Source organism: Herbaspirillum lusitanum (assembly GCF_046025995.1).
In the GTDB taxonomy this organism is placed as follows: domain Bacteria; phylum Pseudomonadota; class Gammaproteobacteria; order Burkholderiales; family Burkholderiaceae_D; genus Herbaspirillum; species Herbaspirillum lusitanum_A.
This window is the reverse complement of record NZ_JAQQFM010000002.1, coordinates 144,400-163,658: the sequence shown is the minus strand read 5'-3', so window position 1 is coordinate 163,658 and position 19,259 is coordinate 144,400. Positions and strand designations below refer to the sequence as shown.

Below are 19,259 nucleotides of genomic sequence, written 5' to 3'. Positions count from 1 at the left end.
GCCGATCTGCCCTGCCGCCGCAGCCGGGCTGCACACAGCATGTGATCAATAAGCGCCCGGCGGCGGCCCGTAATAAGTGGGCGGTGGGCCGTAGTAGCCCGGAGGCGGTGGCGGCGCCGAATAGTAATAACGGCGCGGATGATAGTAGTAGGTCGTGGTGGTGGTCTGCACCGGCTGCTGGACCTGATTGCCCTTGCTGTACATGCACTGGGTGTAAGTCATGTCGTAGCGCTGCTGCATCGAGTAATTGCCGCCGGCCGCGGCATTGCTGCCTGCCGCGCTGCCCACCAGCAGACCGCCGCCGGCGCCGATCGCGGCACCCGCGCCGGCATTGCCGGACGCCGCACCGACCAGCGCCCCGGCCACCGCACCGATGGCGGTGCCGACTGCAGCGCTGTTGACGCTATTGTTTTGCGTCGCCTGCGCCTGGCCGCCGATGGCTTCCTGCGAATACTGCTGGCACGCCATCTGATCGGCGCGGAACTGCTCATAGGATTTGTCCTTGCCGGGCATGGCCATGACGGACGGCCCGGTCGGCACGCTGACGCAGCCGCCCAGTATCAATGCCGTACCGAGTGCGGTGACGGTGGCCCCGGCCTTGCAGACTCTGGAGATGGGTTTCACGATAAATTCCTTTGCCGTTCTTGCCGGTATGCCGGCACGGCCTCAAGTGATGCTGATGATGAAGATGCGACCAGTTTCTGATCGATACCCTCGCCTTCCTCAACCCGGCCAGAAGCTGCGTGCTGCGCTGATGCGCAGCACGCCGAACCAGGCCGAAGACCAGGCTGAAAAGAGATGACGAAGGTTTGATGTGCCGGTCGCAATGGTTCGCGGCCGGCTGCGGATTCCTGGCCTTACTGAGGCGGCTGATTGCCGTTGGGCCCGTTCGGCACCACTCTCATCCAGTTGCTCGGGCAGCTCTGCACGTACGGGTAATAAGCCTTGGTTTCCGGACAGTAATACCAATAGTTCTCAGGCTGCGGCGCTCGCTCGATATACACCGGCGGCGGCGTGCGCTCGACGTAGACCGGCGGCGGCGAGTAATACACCGGAGGCGGCACCCAGATCGGACCGCCGATGACGACCCCACCATAGAAACGCGGATGGGCATTGGATGCGCCGCTGACCATCAGGCCGCTCAGCGCCAGCAATCCCAATACTGCAATCTTCTTCATTTTTTGCCTCGATGAAACACACTTTGGAACGCTGTTCCGCCAGCATCTTTCGTTTTATAAACAGGCGTCTTTACCTGAATCTACAACTTTGTTTGGCGCTGTTTATCAGCGTAATTTTGCTCTGCCGCCGGTGAGCCAAAATCCCCGGAAAGCCCTTTAAACATTAGCGTTCAAGAGATTGCGACGCATTGCGCGCATGAAAGCAATATATACAAAAGAATTCGAGAAACATGATTTTGTTTCAATTCGTAACCCAATTAAATATTTCTGTACATGACGCATGTGCGGCGATACATGTTGCGCTCTGAAACGCAGGTCAAACCCTGTTTTTGCCGCCAAATTCTGCAGCCAAATCTGCCGTAAATATGAAAATGCCCGCGCGGCATGCAGCCGGCGGGCACTCCTTCAAACACGTGGCCGGCATCAGCCCGGACGCGTCATTTCTTCCGGCTTGATCCAGTCGGTGAATTGCTGCTCGGTCACATAGCCCAGCGCCAGCGCGGTTTCTTTCAGCGTGGTGCCGTCGTGATGCGCCTGCTTGGCGATCTTGGCGGCTTTGTCGTAGCCGATGTGCGGCGCCAGCGCCGTCACCAGCATCAGCGAACGCTCCATCAGATCGGCAATGCGCTCGCGATTGGCTTCGATGCCGCGTGCGCAATGCTCTTCGAAGCTGCTCATGCCGTCGGCCAGCAAACGTACGCTTTGCAGGAAGTTATGCACCATCAGCGGCTTGAACACGTTCAGCTCGAAGTTGCCGGAAGCGCCGCCGATGTTGAGGGCGACGTCATTGCCGAACACTTGCGCGCACAGCATGGTCAAGGCTTCGCACTGGGTAGGATTGACCTTGCCCGGCATGATGGAGCTGCCTGGTTCGTTTTCCGGGATGGTGATTTCGCCGAGGCCGGAGCGCGGGCCGGATGCCAGCCAGCGCACGTCGTTGGCGATCTTCATCAGCGCCGCCGCCAGTGTCTTCAGGGCGCCGTGCCCGGCGACCAGCGCGTCGTGGCTGGCCAGCGCGGCAAACTTGTTGGGCGCAGTCTTGAACGGGAAACCATAGTGCTTGGCCAACTCTGCGGCCACACGCTCGCCGAATTCAGGATGCGCATTCAGGCCGGTGCCCACCGCGGTGCCGCCGGCAGCCAGTTCGCTGATGCCATTGAGGGTGCCGATGATGGTGGTTTCGGCATGCGACAGCTGCGCCACGTAGCCGGAGAACTCCTGGCCCAGCGTCAGCGGAGTGGCATCCTGCAAATGGGTGCGGCCGATCTTCACGATATCGGCGAAGGCCTTGGACTTGCTCTCCAGCGTGGCGCGCAGCACGTGCAGGGAAGGAATCAGATGCGCCGCCAGCGCCATGCAAGCCGCCACGTACATCGCCGTCGGGAAGATGTCGTTGGAAGACTGGCCGCGATTGACGTCGTCGTTCGGGTGAATCAGGCGTTCTTCGCCGCGCACGCCGCCCAGCAGTTCGGAAGCGCGGTTGGCCAGCACTTCGTTCATGTTCATGTTGCTCTGGGTGCCGGAGCCGGTCTGCCAGACCGACAGCGGAAACTCCAGCGGATGCTTGCCGGCGATCACTTCGTCGGCGGCGGCAATGATGGCGTCGGCCTTCTTGGCATCCAGTTTGCCGAGGTCGCGGTTGACCGTGGCGCAGGCGCGCTTGACGGCGGCCAGTGCAACGATCAGCTCAGCCGGCATGCGCTCGGTGGAGATATGGAAATGGTGCAATGAGCGTTCAGTCTGCGCGCCCCACAGCCGATCATCAGGGACTTCGATCAGGCCAAAGGTGTCGCGCTCCATTCTGTGTTTCATGATGCTGTTTTCTCCGTAGGAAATTGAGTTCGCAAGAACCCGGTAGTCTCGTACGGCTCTGGCATGCTTACTGCCGGCTGGAGCGATATGAGACCTTGAAGCTGATTAAGACAGACTTGAAGTTTAGCGGCTGGCGCGCGTCCATGCAGAACATGCTGCTGAGGACGGCGAGATTGGGCTGGCGACGCTGAGCTAAAAATGATGAAAAGCGAATCAGGCTGATGCGGATTGGCCGGAATCTGCCCCGGACAAGCCTTCTAGCCGGCCTTCGGCGGCTTCGATCCCGGCTCCGGAATCAGGCAGGCGTCGATCACCTGCAAGTCGTTGTCCTTGGCGAAATTCGCCACGAAGTGATAAGCCAGCGGATCAAGCTCGCGCAACGCCTCATTGACGACCACCGAGCGCACGCCGTTGATCATCGTAGGCAAAACATAGGGGGAATATTTCAGGTGTGCGTTGCGTCCGCCCGAACCTTCGGGGCGGAAGCACGACATCACGCCGCACAGACGCTCGGCCCAGTCGCTGGGACGGAACTGCCTGCCATCCGAGGTTTGCCCCAGGATGATGAATTCTTGTGCCGGCGCGTTGGAGGGTTTGATGGGATCAGCCATACATGAATTCTTCTATAGCGCTTGCAACCGAATGCCCGCCGCCGGATGGGTAGCGGGCCCTGAAAACCTCAGTATTATATCTTATAGAAGACTTGGGATATACCCGTATCTGCCTCAAGGTCTGTCGATGCCGGCCGGAACCCGCATCAGGATGAATTTTCGCTGTCAGATCAATGACTTGGCGCTTCATCGGGCTTTCATTGCAGCCTTTATCTCGACTGCGGAAGCTTCCCCCTGTCCGCATTCGCGTCTGCAATAAAGACCCTATTGTACCCCTCCCGCTGTGCTCAGGCTTACTGCAACTTATCCCATCCAGACGGCCACCGACAACAGCAGCAACAGAAACATCCACAGCAGCAAAGCACGCCAGACCAGGCCGACGGTGCTTTGCAAGGTGCGCGGAGAAGGGATATCGCCCGGCACGCCTTCCGGCTCTTCCAGCAGCGAATCGACCGTTGCAGCATCAATCGGCAGCACATCGGCGGCAACTTCGTTGGGTGTGCCGAAACGCACGCCCATGGCGCCGCCGCCGGCCGCCAGGATGATGCCGGCCGACTCATCGGTCCAGCGATCGGCGAAATTGCGCCACGCGTAGATGGCGTCTTCGAAATTGCCGACCACGGCGAAGGCGGCAGCGGTCATGCGTGCCGGAATCCAGTCAATCCAGTAAAAGGCTTGCGCAGCGAAGCGTCCGAAGGCTTCGAACTTCATGTGATCCGGCTCATTCCATGCGCGCGACAGGTATTCGGCCACGCGGTACAGCACGGCGCCGGCCGGGCCGATCGGCACCAGAAACCAGAAAAACACGCCGAATACATGGCGATGGGTGGTGATCAGTGCTTTCTCGGAGGCGATGCGCGAGATCTCGCTGACGTCCAGATCCGAGGTGTCCTGCTTGGTCCACTCGCCCAGCAAGGCGCGCGCGGTGACGTCGTCCCCGGTATTGAGCGCCAGTTGAATCGAAGTGAAATAGTGACTGTAGTGGCGGAAGCCCAGCGTCAGATAAACGATCAGCACGTTCCACAGAAATGCCGCGACCGGGCTGATATGCATCAGCAGCCAGTAGATCAGTGCGGTCGGCACCGTCAGCGCGCCGACCATGACGGCCCAGCCGAGGCGACCGTGATGGGCATGTCCGGCGTTGAACCAGTTTTCGATGTGGCTTGCGAAACCCTTGATGGACGCGTAAATCGGGTTATCCGCGCGCAATGGTTTTAGTTGTTCAATTAACAGCGCAAAAAGGATAGAAAGAAAAGTCATCAAGCAGCCTTATGGTCACCAAGCAATCAGCCTGTACGATAGCGCAGTGCTTTCCCGGAATCAAACAATTGCTACGTGATTGACTCGGGCCGCGCGGTAAAAACCGGTTTTAATTATTGTGAATCGTGAGTGTGACCAGCGATATGTCGCCACCTCTTCACTCGAAATAACGAGCACGCGTTCAGACCGCGTGATATGGCAAAGGTTTGCATAGCGCAATTATTAAGGCAGCCACACGCGCATTGCGTCCCCAGCCGGCCATCTTCAAACTCGCAGAAAATGAAAGAGATTGCGCAGCATGCCGGCGGTTGCACCCCAGATGAAAAAGCGATCATAGGGCATGGTGTAGAAAGTACGACGCCCCATTTGCTCGGGCAGCTCGACGGTGCGGCGCTGATGGTTCATGCCATCCATCAGGAAAGCCAGCGGCACCTCGAAAATCTCAGCTACTTCGCGCGGATCGGCGAGCACCTCGAACGGCGGCTTGATCAGGCCCGCCACCGGGGTCACGCGATATCCGGTGCCGGTGAAATATTCAGGCATGGCGCCGATGACTTCCACATGGCTGCGCGCCAGTCCTATCTCTTCTTCGGTTTCACGCAGCGCGGTATCGATCGCCGAGGCATCGAACTCTTCGGTGCGCCCTCCCGGAAAACTGACCTGGCCGGCATGATCCTTGAGGTCGGCGGTGCGCTGCGTGAACAGCATAGTGAGGCCGGTTTCGCGCATCACGATCGGCATCAGCACCGCTGCCGAGCGGAAACGGCCTTCGATCTTGCGCACTCGCTGCTCTTCATTGATTTCAGGCTGCCAGGATGGCGGACTGGCGAATCGCTGGCGCAACCATGCCTCGGTCATCCGCTCGCTGGCCAGCGCGGTTTCGCCGGCGACGGCATCGATCGGAAGATGGAGCGGATCAAAACTGGCCACGGATTTTTTCCAAGAGACAATGAAAAAGGGGCGTCGCGAGACACCCCTTTTCTTTAAAGCACATGCATGCAGAGGATTACGCTGCAGCCTTGGCAGCATTGCTGCGGCGGTTAGGCAGCTTTTCCTTGATACGTGCCGACTTGCCGGAACGTTCACGCAGGTAGTACAGCTTGGCGCGACGAACATCGCCACGACGCTTGACTTCGATCGATGCGATCAGCGGGGAGTACAGTTGGAATGTACGCTCAACGCCTTCGCCCGACGAGATCTTGCGAACGATAAAGTTGGAGTTCAGGCCACGGTTGCGACGCGAAATCACGACGCCTTCGTATGCCTGTGCACGCTTGCGGGTGCCTTCAACCACGTTCACGCTGACCACCACTGTGTCGCCGGGGCCAAACTCAGGGATGTTCTTTGCGAGACGGGAAATCTCTTCTTGCTCTAATTGCTGGATCAAGTCCATTTTTTACTCCTGATGCCATCTTGCTGGCGCCGAATGCAGCTGAATCCAGATTGCATTCTTATGCCCAGTAGAGGATGGGGTTTGAATAACAGGCCCTGAAACCAGAGCCTGCACGGTACTACTTCTTTACGACTGCTTGTTCTTGCGCCTGCCCTTGCGTGCTCTGCAGACTGCTCAGATACTTTTCGTCGGTGGCGCTCAACAAACCGTTTTCGCGCGCAGCGACAATCAGATCGGGACGCTTGCGCGCAGTTGCCTCTAAAGCCTGCTGGCGCCGCCACTTCACGATCTCGGCGTGATGCCCGCCCATTAACACCGGCGGCACCGCCACGCCTTCATATTCTTCCGGCCGCGTGTAATGCGGACAATCCAGCAAGCCGTTGACGAAACTGTCTTCGACCGCCGAGGCGCCGTCGTTCAAGGCGCCCGGCAACAAGCGGATCACGGCATCCATCAGCGCCATCGCCGGCAACTCACCACCCGACAAGACGAAATCACCGAGGCTGATTTCTTCATCCACGCAACTGTCCAGCAAACGCTGATCAACCGCTTCGTAACGTCCGCACAGCAAGACCACTCCGGGCTCCTGCGCCAGACGCTGCACGCGTTCATGAGTCAGCGGCGCGCCTTGCGGCGACAGATAAATCACACGCGTTGCCGGCACGCCCTGCTCCTGCTGACGCGCTTTCGCAGCGTCGATGGCAGCCTGCAAGGGCTTGGCCAGCATCACCATGCCGGGGCCGCCGCCGTAAGGCCGGTCATCCACCGTGCGGTGATTGTCGCTGGTGAACTCACGCGGATTCCACAGCGACAACTGCCAGCGTTTCTGCTCCAGCGCGCGTCGGGTAATGCCGGACTGCGTCAGTGCCGCAAACATTTCGGGAAACAGAGTGACGACATCAAACTGCATCACGCCTCCGTTTCCATGGTTACGCTTAAATCACAAGCGGCCACGCTTCTTTTCAAGCTGGCCGCATGCTTTGTATTCAGATCATTGTTGCGAGCGCGAGTCTCGCCTTCAGAAAAACCAGACCGGATTGCGGGAGAAACCCCGAGCTGCATCCGCGATGAGACTTGCTTGCGAATCACTGAAGCAATCAGTAATCCCTACCCCAGTCGACGATGATTTTCTTATCCTGCTGCTGCACCGACTTGACGAACTGATCGACAAATGGAATCAGCAACTCGACTGCCTTCTCTGTCTTTTCTGCTTTTTCAGACTTTGCTGCCGGCTGGACTTGCGGCCCGGTCTGCGCATCGGCTTGCGCCACTGCATTTTCCGCTGCCACAACCCGCAGGATAGGATGGGCGCCGTTGTCCATCATGTCGGACACCACGCCAAGCTGTTCACCCTGCAGATTTTCAACCGCCAGGCCGATCAAATCGACCCAGTAAAACTCGTCATTATCCAAAGCCGGGAAGTGCTTGCGCGAGATGTGCACCACGGTGCCCTTCATCGCTTCGGCGACATTACGATCCGCCACTCCCATCAGCCGGGCCACCACGTCGCCGCTATGACCTTTGGACTGCATGACTTCTACATCCTGAAGCGGTGCGCCGGATTTTTCCAGCCACCAGCTTTTGGCATTCAGCAAGGCATCCGCCTCGGCCGAATAAGGCCTGACTCGCACCCATCCCTGAAGGCCGTAAGCCCCGGAGATGTACCCGACGGTCACCAGATCGTCAGGAGCAGAAAAACCAGCGTGTGCGATGGAAGTCAAACCTGTTGTCGGCGCGCTTGCGAACTTGAATGCTGAATCAGCTTCAAGTAATTAAGCTGCAGCCTTCTTGCCGGCTTCGCTGACCAGACGGGCAACGGTTGGCGACAGTTGTGCGCCAGCGCCTTGCCAGTGAGCCAGACGATCCTGAGCGATGCGGAAAGCTTCTTCCTTGCCGGATGCAACCGGGTTGTAGAAACCAATGCGCTCGATGAAACGGCCATCGCGGCGATTGCGCGAATCAGTTGCAACGATATTGAAGAAAGGGCGCTTCTTGGCACCACCACGAGCTAAACGAATAACGACCATAATTGTTCCAGTAATTGTACGGACACGGAAAAGCTGGAAATTATAGCCGAACCGGCGCTGCAACCGCAACCTGATTAGTCGCATTGTGCCGGTAACCGGCGCACAACATGCCTAAATCGCAGCAAATCTGATGCCAAATTGCATCACAGCCCCTTCCCCATCTGAGCCTGAGCGGATCAAATTACTCAAAAGCAATATCGGACGGCGTCTGACAAGCGCGCCGAATTGCACCAAACCGATCAGCTATACTTGCGCATTGGCTTGAGTGCAACATCCAACTTTTCCGACGATGAATGCCGCTCGGCCCTTCTCAATAAAAACCGACAAGAGACAAGCGCATCCATGCCCACGCAGATTCGTCACAAGAACAAGACTTTCACCACTTTCCTCGCGGCACTGTTCGGCGGCATCGGCCTGCATCGCTTTTACCTGCGCGACGGCAAGGACCGTTTCGGCTGGCTGCACGTGCTCAGCATTCCGATTTCACTGAGCCTGATGTCGGCCATGCCGGATTCGCCCAAGCTGTTCAGCAGTCTGCCTTTCGTCATTTCGGTGCTGTGCGGCTTTCTGGAAGCGCTGGTGCTGGGTCTGACGCCGGACGATAAATGGGATCAGAAATACAACGCCGGCAGCGGCAGGCAATCGGAGTCGCACTGGATACTTGCGCTGATCCTGGTACTGACCGTGGGCATAGGCGCGATGGCCTTGATCGCCTTCATCGCGCGCAGCTTCGACCTGCTGTTTACCGGCGGCGCCTTCGGCTGACGCCTCGCCCCTTCGCCGCAGCTCTCGGCGCGGAACAGCAAACAAGAACACAAATGAAAACGGCCCGCTCCTGATCAAGAGCGGGCCGTTTGTTCAGGCGCAGTTAACAGTACGGCAGATCGATCAGAACTGATCTTCCGACAAGGCCATCACCGATTCAGCGCCGTCGACGATGGCGGTGCGATAGGCCAGTGCCTGCGGCAGAATCTGATCGGCAAAGAAACGCGCAGTCGCCAGCTTGGCGCTGTAGAACTGTGTATCGCCCTCGCCCGCTTTCAGCTTGCCGGCCGCAATCGCCGCCGCCCGCGCCATTTGCCAGCCGCCCAGCACCAGCCCAGCCATCTTCAGATACGTCACGCTGCCGGCAAACACCGCCTTGATGTCGGACTTGATATTAGCGACCACGAATCCGACCACCTCTTCCAATGCCGCCGCCGATTCATTCAGACGCAGAGCAATCGCCTCGAGCTTGGCGTCGCCGCTGGCGTCAAGCTCAGCCGCCGTCTTGCGCACCTGCGCAATGATGTCCCTGGCGACTGCGCCGCCGTCGCGCGCAGTCTTGCGGCCGACCAGATCGTTGGCCTGAATCGCGGTGGTGCCTTCGTAAATCGTCAGGATGCGGGCATCGCGGTAATACTGCGCCGCGCCGGTCTCTTCGATGAAGCCCATGCCGCCATGCACCTGCACCCCGGTGGAGGTGACATCGATCGACAATTCGGTGGACCAGCCCTTCACCACCGGCACCAGATATTCGTAGAAGGCCTGATTCTGCTTGCGCGTGGCTTCGTCGGGATGATGATGCGCCGCATCCGAAGCGGCCGCCGCCACATAGGCCAAGGCGCGGGCGCCTTCCACCTGCGCGCGCATCGACATCAGCATGCGCCGCACGTCGGGTTGATGAATGATGGCGACGGGGCCCGGCGAGCCGGCCAGATCGCGCGACTGCACGCGATCCCTGGCATAGGCCGCAGCCTGCTGATAGGCGCGCTCGGCCACGCTCAGGCCTTGAATGCCGACGGCGAAACGTGCGGCATTCATCATGATGAACATATATTCCAGGCCGCGATTTTCTTCACCGACCAGGGTGCCGATGGCGCCGCCATGGTCGCCGAATTGCAGCACCGCCGTCGGGCTGGCCTTGATGCCCAGCTTGTGCTCGATCGAGACGCAATGCACATCGTTGCGCTCGCCCAGCGAGCCGTCGGCATTGACCAGAAACTTCGGCACCACGAACAGCGAAATGCCTTTCACGCCTTCCGGCGCATCCGGCGTGCGCGCCAGCACCAGGTGCACGATGTTTTCCGCCATATCGTGCTCACCGTAGGTGATGAAAATCTTGGTGCCGAACAGCTTGAACGTGCCGTCGCCCTGCGGTTGCGCGCGGGTGCGCACCAGCGCCAGATCGGAGCCGGCCTGCGGCTCGGTCAGGTTCATGGTGCCGGTCCATTTGCCGGAGATGAAATTGGCCAGATAAGTTTGCTGCTGCTCGGCGCTGCCGGCCGTCATCAGTGCCTCGATGGTGCCGTCGGTCAGCAGCGGACACAGCGCAAAGGACAGATTGGCCGAGTTCAGCATTTCGATGCAAGGTGTGGCCACCAGCTTAGGCAAGCCCTGCCCGCCGAATTCGACCGGATGCTGCACACCCTGCCAGCCGGCCTGGCCGAACTGCTGAAAGGCCTCCTTGAAACCCTTGCTGGTGGTGACCTTGCCGTCAGCCCAGTAGCTCGGCTCCTTGTCGGCAGTATGATTCAGCGGCGCCACCACTTCGCCGCAGAACTTGGCGTTCTCTTCAAGAATCGCCTCCACGGTCTCCGGCGTTGCATCCTCACAGCCCGGCAAGGCGTTGACTTGCGCCAGACCGGCGAGCTCGTTCATTACGAACAACATGTCCTTCAAGGGCGCGGTGTAACTCATCTCCAACCTCCAGAATCGGCGCGCTCTGCCGGCGCGCCTCTATTGCAAAAATGATTGTTCCGGCAGCGCACATGCAAAACACGCGGCAGGAACAAATACCCCGGCAGGAGCCGGGGCTGAAACTACTGATGACGAAGAACTCTGATCAGAGACCGGCCGGATCAGCCAAGCTGCTTGACCAGCTCCGGCACCACTTCGAACAGATCGCCGACGATGCCGTAATCGGCCACCGAGAAGATCGGCGCTTCTTCGTCCTTGTTGATCGCCACGATCACCTTGGAATCCTTCATGCCGGCCAAGTGCTGGATCGCGCCCGAGATACCGACCGCGATATACAGCTGCGGCGCGACGATCTTGCCGGTCTGGCCGACCTGCCAGTCATTGGGCACATAGCCCGCATCCACTGCCGCACGCGAAGCGCCCATCGCAGCGTTGAGCTTGTCGGCCAGCGGCTCCAGAATCTTGAAGCTTTCCGATGAGCCCATGCCGCGACCACCGGAAACGATGATCTTGGCAGCCGTCAGTTCTGGCCGATCCGACTTCGCGACTTCACGACCGACGAAGCTGGACTTGCCCGAATCGGCCACGGCCGCGATGCTTTCCACCGCAGCGCTGCCGCCATTGGCGGCCGGATCGAAACCGGTGGTGCGCACCGTGATGACCTTGACGGCATCGGTCGATTGCACAGTTGCAATCGCGTTGCCGGCATAGATAGGACGCTCGAAAGTATCGGGGCTGTCGACCTTGGTGATGTCAGAAATTTGCGCGACATCCAGCAAGGCCGCCACGCGCGGCAGGATGTTTTTGCCGTAGGCGGTAGCCGGCGCCAGAATGTGGCTGTAGTCCTTGGCGATCGCCAGCACTTGCGCGGCGACGTTTTCCGCCAGGCCATCGGCGAATTGCGCGGCATCAGCCAGCAAGACCTTGGCGACGCCGGCGATTTGCGCTGCTGCATCGGCGGCAACCTTGGCGTTATGGCCGGCGATCAGGACGTGAACATCGCCGCCGGTCTGCGTCGCGGCGGTGATGGTGTTGAGGGTGCTGCCCTTGAGGCTGGCATTGTCGTGTTCTGCGATAACGAGTGCGGTCATGGTCGTATTCCTTAAATCACTTTGGCTTCGTTCTTGAGCTTGGCAACCAGAGTCGCCACATCCGGCACCTTCACGCCGGCGCTGCGCTTGGCAGGCTCGACCACTTTCAGGGTCTTGACGCGCGGCGCGACATCGACGCCCAGCTCGTCCGGCTTGACCACATCCAGCTGTTTCTTCTTGGCCTTCATGATGTTGGGCAGCGTCACATAACGCGGCTCGTTCAGGCGCAGATCGGTGGTGATGATGGCCGGCAAGGTCAGCGCGATGGTTTCCAGACCGCCGTCGACTTCACGGGTCACGGTCACCTTGCCATCTTCCAGCACGACCTTCGATGCGAAGGTGGCTTGCGGCCAGCCCAGCAATGCCGCCAGCATCTGGCCGGTCTGATTGCAGTCGTCGTCGATGGCTTGCTTGCCGAGGATGATCAGTTGCGGTTGTTCTTTTTCAGCCAGCGCCTTGAGCAGCTTGGCCACGGCCAGCGGTTGCAGTTCAACGTCGGCCGCCACTTCGGCCAGAATCGCACGGTCGGCGCCGATCGCCATTGCGGTGCGCAGCGTTTCCTGGCATTGCGTGACGCCGCAGGAGATCGCGATGACTTCGGTGACTTTGCCACCTTCCTTCAGACGCACGGCTTCTTCCACCGCAATTTCGTCGAAGGGATTCATCGACATCTTGACGTTGGCGATATCCACGCCGCTGCCGTCGCTCTTCACTCTGACCTTCACGTTGTAATCCACTACGCGTTTGACGGGTACTAATACTTTCATCGCTGGGCCCTTGAAAAATCGAATTGACGTAAACGTAAACTTCTGCCGAATTATAAAAGCAAAACTAGCAAACAATCGAAATTTAGCACGATCGTTCTTTTTAATGTTCGAAGCATACACACTATTCCAAGACAGTGGAAGTGTGAAACAAGTTTGATATTGGAATTTTTTTGATGGACGCGACGCCTGAACAGATATGACGCGCCGCGTCAAAACAGGCATGCACGAGCCCCCTGCAAAACAGAGCGGATAAGCGTTCAGCGATCCGCCCTGCTTATGTATCAGCCACTCACGCAAGCGCCACTTATATAAGAGCAATCAAGCGGCAGACATCATCGCGCCGTTACACAGCCAGATGCGGCACCGGTTGCCCGCGCAGGCCCGCCACCAGATTTTGTACCGCCAGCTCGGCCATGGCCTGCCGCGTTTCATGCGTGGCCGAACCGATGTGCGGCAAGGCCACCACGTTGGACAATTGCAGCAACGGGGAATCAACGGGCAGCGGCTCTTGCTCGAAGACATCAAGGCCGGCGGCATGGATTTCGCCCTCCTGCAATGCCTTGATCAGCGCTGCTTCATCGACGATGCGACCGCGCGAGGCATTGATGAAGATCGCGCTGCGCTTCATCAGCTTGAATTCACGCGCGCCGATCAGCTTCTCGGTCTGCGAGGTCAGCGGCAGCATCAGGCAGACGAAATCGGCCTGCGCCAGCAACTCGTCGCGCGGCAGAAACGTCGCCTTCAGTTCAGCTTCCGCTCCAGGATTCGGACGCGTGTTGTTATACAGAATGCGCATGCCGAAGCCGTGATGCGCGCGTCGCGCCACCGCGCTGCCGATGCGCCCCATGCCTATCATGCCGAGCGTCTTGCCATGCACGTTGACACCGAATTGCGCTTCGCCGATGCTGCCCGTCCACTTGCCGGCCTTGACGTATTCGGCCAGCTCGACGATGCGGCGCGCGCTGGCCAGAATCAGCGAAAAAATGGTGTCGGCGGTGGCTTCGTTCAAGACGCCGGGCGTGTGCGCCAGCATCAGGCCGCGCCGGCGGAAATAGTCGAGGTCGAACTGATCGACGCCAACCGAAACAGTCGATGCGATTTTCAGATCGGGCGCACTGTCCAGCATCTCGTTGGTGATACGTATGGTGGAACCGAGAATGCCGTGGGCCGACTTGATGGCGTCCAGAAATGCCGCGCGGTTGCTGTCGTCGATACGGTCAAAAGCGGTGACCTCGAATTCCTCGCGCAGACTCTGCATCAGTTCATCAGGCAATTTCTTGTACACCACCACGCGCTGTTTCATTCGATCTTCCCATTCGTTTCAGATGCGTTTGCCGACAGCAAACGCGCTTGATATTCGTCAGTTGATCAAGCCGGCCGGCATGGGCATTCAGGCCGCATCCAGTTGCGCGCGGGTCGGCAGACCTTCCATATCGCCCACCACCTGAATCGCAAAAGCGCCGATGCGATTACCGCGCGCCACCGCCTGCTCCACGCTCAGGCCTTCCAGCATGCCGCTGATGACGCCGACCGCGAAGCCGTCGCCGGCACCGACCGTGTCCACCACCTCGGGCACCCTGACGCCTGGGACGGTGCCTTCCTGGCCCTGCGCAGTGCGAAAATAAGCGCCCTCTTCGCCCAGCTTGATCACCACCATTGCGACGCCGCGTTCCAGATAGAAGGCGGCGATATCGCGGGGCTCAGTGTAACCCGTCAGAATTTTTCCTTCAGAGAGGCCCGGCAAAACCCAGTGCGCCTTGAAGGCCAGCTCATTGAGTTTTTCCGCCATCACTTCCTGCGAGGGCCACAGCGTAGGGCGCAGATTGGGATCGAAAGAGATGGTCTTGCCGCGCACGCGCATGTACTCCAGCGCGTGATGCGCGAACGCCATGGTGGTCGGCGACAAGGCGGCCGCGATGCCGGTTGCGTGCAGATGCCGCGCGTTGCCGAAATAACTGTCGTCGAAATCCACTTCGGTCGACAAATGGCTGGCGGCGGACCCCTTGCGGTAATACTCGATGGCCGGATCGGCGCCGTTCACGGCCTTGGCCTTGAGCTGAATCGCCGTGCGGTAACGAGTGTCGGTGGTCACGCGGCTGACGTCCACGCCCTCCTGCGCCACCCGCTTGCGGATGAAACGGCCGAAAGAGTCGTCGCCGACCCGGCTCAGCCAGCCCACCTTCAGACCCAGCCGCGCCAGACCGATGGCGACATTGGTCTCGGCCCCGGCCAGTCTGCGCGTGTACTTTTCCACGTCCTCGAAGGCGCCCACTTCATCGGCCACCAGCAAGGCCAGCGCCTCGCCATAAGTCACTACATCCAATTGCAGCTCGTGTGCGCTCATGATTCGCTCCACCTTATCCTGACTTATCCAGCTTGTTTCGTTCGCATCAGACCGAGGCCAGCAGCGCAACGTAACGCCGCGTCACCTCTTCCAGATCGTTGCCGACCAGCGGAAACTCGATGGCGCGCTGTATGCCCTTGGGGAAATACGCCATCAGTTTCGGCCATTCCACATCCTGCGCTTCCAGCGGCACCGCCTTGAGCTTGCCGCCATCATCGCGCACGCCCTTGCAATGCACGTAGCGCACATGCGGCGCCAGCGCGCGCGCTGCGGCATCCGGGTCGACCTGATTCCAGCGCCAGTTGCCCATGTCGAAGGTCATGCCGACCGTCACGCCATTGCCGCTGCACAGCGCGAGGAAACTGATGATGGGCTCCAGACGGCCACCCTGCGCGGTCTGATCGTTTTCCAGCAGCACCTCGACCGGCGCCTGGCGTATCCAGCCCAGCGCCGCCTGCAGATCGCTGGCGGCCGAAAAATGTCCGAGCGAAACCTTGAGATAGCGCGCCTGCACCTGGCGCGCCTCAAACATGGCCTGCTCCAGATCGGCACGGGCGAACTTGCCATCCACCTCGAACAATTCCAGCGGCACCGAGTACACGGAAAACAGTTTGTGTTTGAGGATCAGTTCACGCAAGGCGTCCAGATCCTGCGGCCCGGCGAACAGCTCGCGCCGGATTTCCAGCCCGGCCGCACCGGCTGCGGCGACGATGGGCACCAGCTCGGCATGGCCGAGACGGCGCACCAGATCGGCGCCATAGGCCGAGGCGGCCACCAGCACCGGCGTCTTCACCGGCGTCTTCATTTGATATTGCCGGCGCCGATGAACTGGCGCGCTTCCTGGGTTTTGGGATCGGCGAAGAACTCCTTGGACGGCGCGGTTTCCCACACCTTGCCCTGATGCATGAAGACCGTGATGTCGGCCACGCGCCGCGCAAATTCCATCTCGTGCGTGACCAGCAACATGGTCATGCCGCCGCGCGCCAGCTCTTCCATCACCTTCAGCACTTCCTGCGTCAGCTCAGGATCGAGCGCCGAGGTCACTTCATCGAACAGCATGACCTGCGGCTCCATCGCCAGCGAACGGGCAATCGCCACGCGCTGCTGCTGGCCGCCCGACAGTTGTTCGGGATACGCATCGCGCTTGTGGTCCAGACCGACCTGCTTCAAGACCTTGATCGCCGTTTCGCGGGTCTTTTCGGTCGCCACTTTCTTGACGATGCGCGGCGACAGCATGACGTTTTCTTCCACCGTCAGATGCGGAAACAGGTTGTAGTGCTGGAACACCATGCCGACGTCCTTGCGCAGTTCGATCAGGCCGTCATGCTTGGCCGTCAACTTGTGGCCGGCGGCCGTGATGCTGCCGCCGTCGATGGTTTCCAGACCATTGATACAACGCAGCATGGTGCTCTTGCCGGAACCGCTGCGACCGATGATGGCCACCACCTGCCCGCGCTCCACCTTCAGCGAGATGCCGTTCAGAACCTGATTGCTGCCGAAGCTCTTGGTGATGTTGTCGATTTCAACGATGGCCATGTAATTTCCTTTCTAGAGCAAAACTGATACGCGACAGCGGATAGCAAAATATGAAATAGATGGCCGCGACGATGGGGAATACGATGAACGGCTGGAACGTAGCGTTGCTGACCAGCTTGCCGGCCTGCGTCAGCTCCACCAGACCGATGATGGAAGCGATCGAGGTGTTCTTCACGATCTGCACCAGAAAGCCTACGGTCGGCGGCAGCGAGATACGCACCGCCTGCGGCAGGATCACATAACGTAATTGCTGCCAGCGCGTCATGGCCAGCGCAGTGGAGGCTTCCCACTGCGGCACCGGCACCGCCTCGATACAACCGCGCCAGATTTCACCCAGATAAGCGCTGGAGTAGATCGTCATGGCGATGGTCGCCGCCACCATAGGCGGCAGCTTGAAGCCGTAGATCGCCAGTCCGTAGAAGGACAGAAACAGAATGATCAGCACCGGCGTCCCCTGGACGATCTGGATGTAGATCGCCGAAATGGTGCGCAGGGCCTGAATGTGCGAGGTCCGCATCAGCGCCACGATGAAGCCGGCAAAGCCGCCCACCACAAACGCCATCACCGACAGCAGCAGCGTCCAGCGCGCCGCCTCCCACAGAAACACGAACTGATCCCAGGAAAATTCTGCAATCATCACATTCTCCTTGGCCGCGACACGCCCAGACGGCGACGGCGTTTGAATACAAGCAAACCGATGAGCCAGAAGCTGAGGCGGAAAAACAGCGCCAGCAGAATATAGAGGCCCATCACGATCAGGTAGATTTCAAAGCTGCGGAAGGTTTCGGCATCCAGCAGATTGGCGCTGGCGGTCAGCTCCTCGGCCGAGATCGCCGACACCACGCTGGAGGCCAGCATCATCAGCGTGAACTGACTGGCCAGCGCCGGGTAGACCTTTTCCAGCGCGGGCGTCAGCACCACGTGGCGGATCACCTGCCAGCGCGTCATCGCCAGCGCATGCGCCGCTTCGATCTGAGATGGGTGCACCGCCATCATGCCGGCGCGCACGATCTCGGTCGAATACGCGCCGAGATTGACCGTCATCGCCACCAGCGCGGCGATATTGGCATCGACCTGCACACCGGCGGCGGGCAGACCGAAAAAGATAATGAAGAGCTGGACCAGGAAAGGCGTACTGCGAATCAGCTCCACATAGGACGTGACCGCAAAGCGGGCCGGCGCCGAACCGTGAATGCTCACGATCGCCCCGAAAATCCCCACCGCCAGACCGCAGACCATCGACAGCGCGCTCAGCCGTATGGTGAGCAGCGCGCCCATCAGCAACTGATCTAGATGCTGAAAGATGAACGCGAATTGAAAATCGTAATGCATCGTCTACTCCTAGCCTTAGGCTCCGATGATCCGGAACCGACAGACCGGCACCACGTTTCCTGATAAGAAGCGCAATGCCCGGTCTGCTTTTTCAACGCAGCGATGACAACAAGAATCGCCAACGCCACTCACCTCCACCACATGCAAACTTGTTCAGATTCCGTAGCGAGAGACCGTCAGCGGTGCGCAGAGCAGCACAGAAACCGGAATGTACTTCAGTACATGAGGATTTCGAGCAGCGCATGCGCGCCGATCACGGTCTCGCAGTAGGAAGCTGAGCAAGTTTTAGAAGACTGGGAGGTTAGGGAGAGGCCCCGCCCACTTGCGCGAAATCGCATCCAGCTCGCCGTTCAGCTTCACGTAGTAAATGAAGTTGTTGAGCCATTGCTGCAGTTCGAAGGAACCCTTGCGCACGGTCATGGAGTTCGGCTGCACCGAGTACGGGAACTTGATTTCGATCTTGCCGGCGCCGCGCGTCTTGACGATTTCAGTCGCCATGGTGTTCGGGATCGAGATCGCATCGACCTGGTTGCTCAGCAGCGCCTGGGTCACGGTAGAGTCGTCTTCAAAACGGACCAGCACGGTGCCCGGAGGCGCCAGACGTGTCAGTGCGGTGTCGTTGGTGCTGCCGCGCGAAACGCCGACCTTCTTCTTCACCAGATCGCCCAGCACCTTGTACTTGGAGCCGACCGGACCGACGATGGACAACTCGAAGCCGCTGTAAGGAATGGTGAACATGACCGACTTGGCGCGCTCAGGCGTCGGCGCCAGCGTGGCGGCCAGGAAATCGACCTTGCCCGATTCCAGCGCCGGGATACGGGCCGGCGGCACCAGCGGCACAATCTCCACCGGCAGGCCCAGATACTTGCCGATCAGGTTGGCGACGTCGACGTCGTAACCGATCGGTTCGCCCTTGGCGTCCACGCTGCCGAACGGCGGTGTGCCGCTGACCACGCCGATGGTGACTTTGCCCTTCTTCATCAGATCGGCAATCGTCTGCGCGCTGGCGCTGGCCGCTGCGCCGACCGCGCAGGATGCGGCCAGGGTCAGCGCGAGAAACTTGGTGCTGAACAGTTGTTTGATGCTCATGGTGATGTCTCCTAGAAATTGCTCCGGCCTGAAATCAGCCGCCACTGCAACGATCCTTAATGAGGCTTGCGCCCCTCCTTTTTTACTGCATGCCTGATATTGGTCCAGGTCATTTTTCGGGCATGGCCCTTTGTCCGACA

Annotated in this window: 22 protein-coding genes; 2 read left to right on the top strand and 20 right to left on the bottom strand. The window is 59.6% G+C overall.

Annotated elements, in window-relative coordinates; genetic code table 11:
• Positions 1 to 45 precede the first annotated feature (45 nt).
• Positions 46 to 615: a glycine zipper family protein gene (locus tag PQR62_RS03785; RefSeq protein ID WP_408155722.1), complete on the bottom strand. Its 570-nt coding sequence runs from the start codon at positions 613 to 615 to the stop codon at positions 46 to 48.
• Here PQR62_RS03785 and PQR62_RS03780 point away from each other — a divergent pair.
• Entirely contained in the window at positions 614 to 802 is a 189-nt protein-coding gene (locus PQR62_RS03780) for a hypothetical protein (RefSeq protein WP_408154973.1), read from the top strand. The two genes, PQR62_RS03785 and PQR62_RS03780, sit on opposite strands and share 2 nt — an antisense overlap.
• A gap of 55 nt (positions 803 to 857) precedes the next feature.
• Here PQR62_RS03780 and PQR62_RS03775 read toward each other — a convergent pair whose 3' ends face one another.
• The 9 genes from PQR62_RS03775 to rpsP all read right to left on the bottom strand — a co-directional run bounded on the left by PQR62_RS03775 (position 858) and on the right by rpsP (position 8,281).
• A complete protein-coding gene (locus PQR62_RS03775) occupies positions 858 to 1,178 on the bottom strand; it encodes a hypothetical protein (RefSeq protein ID WP_408154971.1) in 321 nt (106 codons plus the stop codon).
• A 423-nt stretch (positions 1,179 to 1,601) separates the two neighbouring features.
• Complete coding sequence (gene fumC, locus PQR62_RS03770; protein ID WP_408154969.1) at positions 1,602 to 2,990, bottom strand: class II fumarate hydratase; 1,389 nt, start codon at positions 2,988 to 2,990, stop codon at positions 1,602 to 1,604.
• Between the two features lie 257 nt (positions 2,991 to 3,247).
• Positions 3,248 to 3,601 carry a DUF3579 domain-containing protein gene (locus PQR62_RS03765; RefSeq protein ID WP_408154967.1) on the bottom strand — a complete coding sequence of 118 codons (354 nt, stop codon included), beginning with the start codon at positions 3,599 to 3,601 and terminating at the stop codon, positions 3,248 to 3,250.
• 303 nt (positions 3,602 to 3,904) lie between these two features.
• The gene (locus PQR62_RS03760; protein ID WP_408154965.1) at positions 3,905 to 4,861 is read right to left on the bottom strand and encodes a CobD/CbiB family protein; all 957 of its coding nucleotides are present in this window, start codon (positions 4,859 to 4,861) and stop codon (positions 3,905 to 3,907) included.
• Positions 4,862 to 5,125: 264 nt separating this feature from the next.
• Positions 5,126 to 5,791, bottom strand: a complete 666-nt coding sequence (locus PQR62_RS03755; protein ID WP_408154963.1) for a CoA pyrophosphatase — start codon at positions 5,789 to 5,791, stop codon at positions 5,126 to 5,128.
• Positions 5,792 to 5,867: 76 nt separating this feature from the next.
• Positions 5,868 to 6,254 (bottom strand): 50S ribosomal protein L19, encoded by a 387-nt coding sequence (gene rplS / locus PQR62_RS03750; RefSeq protein ID WP_408154961.1) that lies wholly within the window; start codon positions 6,252 to 6,254, stop codon positions 5,868 to 5,870.
• A 118-nt stretch (positions 6,255 to 6,372) separates the two neighbouring features.
• Positions 6,373 to 7,164 (bottom strand): tRNA (guanosine(37)-N1)-methyltransferase TrmD, encoded by a 792-nt coding sequence (gene trmD, locus PQR62_RS03745; protein ID WP_408154959.1) that lies wholly within the window; start codon positions 7,162 to 7,164, stop codon positions 6,373 to 6,375.
• Positions 7,165 to 7,351: 187 nt separating this feature from the next.
• Complete coding sequence (gene rimM / locus PQR62_RS03740) at positions 7,352 to 7,975, bottom strand: ribosome maturation factor RimM (protein WP_408154957.1); 624 nt, start codon at positions 7,973 to 7,975, stop codon at positions 7,352 to 7,354.
• A gap of 51 nt (positions 7,976 to 8,026) precedes the next feature.
• Positions 8,027 to 8,281, bottom strand: a complete 255-nt coding sequence (rpsP, locus tag PQR62_RS03735; protein ID WP_408155720.1) for a 30S ribosomal protein S16 — start codon at positions 8,279 to 8,281, stop codon at positions 8,027 to 8,029.
• Positions 8,282 to 8,623: 342 nt separating this feature from the next.
• Here rpsP and PQR62_RS03730 point away from each other — a divergent pair, with 342 nt between their 5' ends.
• Complete coding sequence (locus tag PQR62_RS03730) at positions 8,624 to 9,046, top strand: NINE protein (RefSeq protein ID WP_408154955.1); 423 nt, start codon at positions 8,624 to 8,626, stop codon at positions 9,044 to 9,046.
• Between the two features lie 123 nt (positions 9,047 to 9,169).
• Here PQR62_RS03730 and PQR62_RS03725 read toward each other — a convergent pair whose 3' ends face one another.
• From PQR62_RS03725 to PQR62_RS03680, 10 genes are all read right to left on the bottom strand, one after another.
• The gene (locus PQR62_RS03725) at positions 9,170 to 10,960 is read right to left on the bottom strand and encodes an acyl-CoA dehydrogenase (RefSeq protein WP_408154953.1); all 1,791 of its coding nucleotides are present in this window, start codon (positions 10,958 to 10,960) and stop codon (positions 9,170 to 9,172) included.
• A gap of 161 nt (positions 10,961 to 11,121) precedes the next feature.
• A complete protein-coding gene (locus PQR62_RS03720) occupies positions 11,122 to 12,051 on the bottom strand; it encodes an electron transfer flavoprotein subunit alpha/FixB family protein (protein ID WP_408154951.1) in 930 nt (309 codons plus the stop codon).
• A gap of 11 nt (positions 12,052 to 12,062) precedes the next feature.
• Positions 12,063 to 12,818 (bottom strand): electron transfer flavoprotein subunit beta/FixA family protein, encoded by a 756-nt coding sequence (locus tag PQR62_RS03715; RefSeq protein ID WP_408154949.1) that lies wholly within the window; start codon positions 12,816 to 12,818, stop codon positions 12,063 to 12,065.
• A 343-nt stretch (positions 12,819 to 13,161) separates the two neighbouring features.
• Positions 13,162 to 14,121 (bottom strand): 2-hydroxyacid dehydrogenase, encoded by a 960-nt coding sequence (locus PQR62_RS03710; protein ID WP_408154947.1) that lies wholly within the window; start codon positions 14,119 to 14,121, stop codon positions 13,162 to 13,164.
• 87 nt (positions 14,122 to 14,208) lie between these two features.
• Positions 14,209 to 15,162 carry a sugar kinase gene (locus tag PQR62_RS03705; RefSeq protein WP_408154945.1) on the bottom strand — a complete coding sequence of 318 codons (954 nt, stop codon included), beginning with the start codon at positions 15,160 to 15,162 and terminating at the stop codon, positions 14,209 to 14,211.
• Between the two features lie 46 nt (positions 15,163 to 15,208).
• The gene (locus tag PQR62_RS03700; RefSeq protein ID WP_408154943.1) at positions 15,209 to 15,967 is read right to left on the bottom strand and encodes a sugar phosphate isomerase/epimerase family protein; all 759 of its coding nucleotides are present in this window, start codon (positions 15,965 to 15,967) and stop codon (positions 15,209 to 15,211) included.
• Complete coding sequence (locus PQR62_RS03695; protein ID WP_408154941.1) at positions 15,964 to 16,698, bottom strand: amino acid ABC transporter ATP-binding protein; 735 nt, start codon at positions 16,696 to 16,698, stop codon at positions 15,964 to 15,966. Before PQR62_RS03695 ends, PQR62_RS03700 begins: the two co-directional genes overlap by 4 nt.
• Positions 16,685 to 17,335: an amino acid ABC transporter permease gene (locus PQR62_RS03690; RefSeq protein ID WP_408154939.1), complete on the bottom strand. Its 651-nt coding sequence runs from the start codon at positions 17,333 to 17,335 to the stop codon at positions 16,685 to 16,687. Before PQR62_RS03690 ends, PQR62_RS03695 begins: the two co-directional genes overlap by 14 nt.
• Positions 17,335 to 18,030 (bottom strand): amino acid ABC transporter permease, encoded by a 696-nt coding sequence (locus tag PQR62_RS03685; RefSeq protein WP_408154937.1) that lies wholly within the window; start codon positions 18,028 to 18,030, stop codon positions 17,335 to 17,337. The genes PQR62_RS03690 and PQR62_RS03685 overlap by 1 nt, the downstream gene beginning before the upstream one ends.
• A gap of 285 nt (positions 18,031 to 18,315) precedes the next feature.
• A complete protein-coding gene (locus PQR62_RS03680) occupies positions 18,316 to 19,119 on the bottom strand; it encodes a transporter substrate-binding domain-containing protein (RefSeq protein ID WP_408154935.1) in 804 nt (267 codons plus the stop codon).
• Between the last annotated feature and the right edge of the window lie 140 nt (positions 19,120 to 19,259).

What these genes read in the sequence shown, in the direction of transcription:
- PQR62_RS03780 (WP_408154973.1), top strand. Translation starts at nt 614, where the DNA reads ATGGGTTTCACGATAAATTCCTTTGCCGTTCTTGCCGGTATGCCGGCA.
- PQR62_RS03775 (WP_408154971.1), bottom strand. Translation starts at nt 1,178, where the DNA reads ATGAAGAAGATTGCAGTATTGGGATTGCTGGCGCTGAGCGGCCTGATG.
- fumC (WP_408154969.1), bottom strand. Translation starts at nt 2,990, where the DNA reads ATGAAACACAGAATGGAGCGCGACACCTTTGGCCTGATCGAAGTCCCT.
- PQR62_RS03765 (WP_408154967.1), bottom strand. Translation starts at nt 3,601, where the DNA reads ATGGCTGATCCCATCAAACCCTCCAACGCGCCGGCACAAGAATTCATC.
- PQR62_RS03760 (WP_408154965.1), bottom strand. Translation starts at nt 4,861, where the DNA reads ATGACTTTTCTTTCTATCCTTTTTGCGCTGTTAATTGAACAACTAAAA.
- rplS (WP_408154961.1), bottom strand. Translation starts at nt 6,254, where the DNA reads ATGGACTTGATCCAGCAATTAGAGCAAGAAGAGATTTCCCGTCTCGCA.
- trmD (WP_408154959.1), bottom strand. Translation starts at nt 7,164, where the DNA reads ATGCAGTTTGATGTCGTCACTCTGTTTCCCGAAATGTTTGCGGCACTG.
- rpsP (WP_408155720.1), bottom strand. Translation starts at nt 8,281, where the DNA reads ATGGTCGTTATTCGTTTAGCTCGTGGTGGTGCCAAGAAGCGCCCTTTC.
- PQR62_RS03730 (WP_408154955.1), top strand. Translation starts at nt 8,624, where the DNA reads ATGCCCACGCAGATTCGTCACAAGAACAAGACTTTCACCACTTTCCTC.
- PQR62_RS03725 (WP_408154953.1), bottom strand. Translation starts at nt 10,960, where the DNA reads ATGAGTTACACCGCGCCCTTGAAGGACATGTTGTTCGTAATGAACGAG.
- PQR62_RS03720 (WP_408154951.1), bottom strand. Translation starts at nt 12,051, where the DNA reads ATGACCGCACTCGTTATCGCAGAACACGACAATGCCAGCCTCAAGGGC.
- PQR62_RS03715 (WP_408154949.1), bottom strand. Translation starts at nt 12,818, where the DNA reads ATGAAAGTATTAGTACCCGTCAAACGCGTAGTGGATTACAACGTGAAG.
- PQR62_RS03710 (WP_408154947.1), bottom strand. Translation starts at nt 14,121, where the DNA reads ATGAAACAGCGCGTGGTGGTGTACAAGAAATTGCCTGATGAACTGATG.
- PQR62_RS03705 (WP_408154945.1), bottom strand. Translation starts at nt 15,162, where the DNA reads ATGAGCGCACACGAGCTGCAATTGGATGTAGTGACTTATGGCGAGGCG.
- PQR62_RS03700 (WP_408154943.1), bottom strand. Translation starts at nt 15,967, where the DNA reads ATGAAGACGCCGGTGAAGACGCCGGTGCTGGTGGCCGCCTCGGCCTAT.
- PQR62_RS03695 (WP_408154941.1), bottom strand. Translation starts at nt 16,698, where the DNA reads ATGGCCATCGTTGAAATCGACAACATCACCAAGAGCTTCGGCAGCAAT.
- PQR62_RS03690 (WP_408154939.1), bottom strand. Translation starts at nt 17,335, where the DNA reads ATGATTGCAGAATTTTCCTGGGATCAGTTCGTGTTTCTGTGGGAGGCG.
- PQR62_RS03685 (WP_408154937.1), bottom strand. Translation starts at nt 18,030, where the DNA reads ATGCATTACGATTTTCAATTCGCGTTCATCTTTCAGCATCTAGATCAG.
- PQR62_RS03680 (WP_408154935.1), bottom strand. Translation starts at nt 19,119, where the DNA reads ATGAGCATCAAACAACTGTTCAGCACCAAGTTTCTCGCGCTGACCCTG.